Source organism: Lysobacter sp. 2RAF19 (genome assembly GCF_052115395.1).
Taxonomy (GTDB): Bacteria; Pseudomonadota; Gammaproteobacteria; order Xanthomonadales; family Xanthomonadaceae; genus Noviluteimonas.
On the sequence record NZ_JBFRGO010000011.1, the window covers coordinates 1 to 359 of the forward strand.

The 359-nt window shown below is 62.1% G+C and carries 1 pseudogene; it reads left to right on the plus strand.

The features are described from left to right. Positions 1–36: 36 nt before the first annotated feature. Positions 37–359: pseudogene (locus AB4059_RS15945) on the plus strand (hypothetical protein); the annotation flags it as partial.

The window sequence follows — 359 nt, forward strand, 5'->3', positions numbered from 1 at the left end:
GCACACAACTGCTACTTTACCCGTATCCTGGTGATCCTGACTGACTCGGCTGGCCGTACCGGCGTCGGCGAAAGTCCCTGTCACGCTTCAACGCTGGCGCTGCTGCTGCGCCCGCTGTTCTTCGGCCTGCACGATGTGCTGCTGCATCAGGTCATCAACCCCAACCTGGCCAACCTGATCCGCTGGCAGAACCATCGCTACCTGCTCCAGCAGAGCCTGTCGTTCTTCCAGAACGACTTCGCGGGGCGGATTGCCCAGCGCATCATGCAGACCGGGTTCTCGCTGCGCGACTCGGCCGTGCATGCGCTCGATGCGCTCTGGCACGTGATCATCTACGCCATCAGCGCGCTGATCCTGTT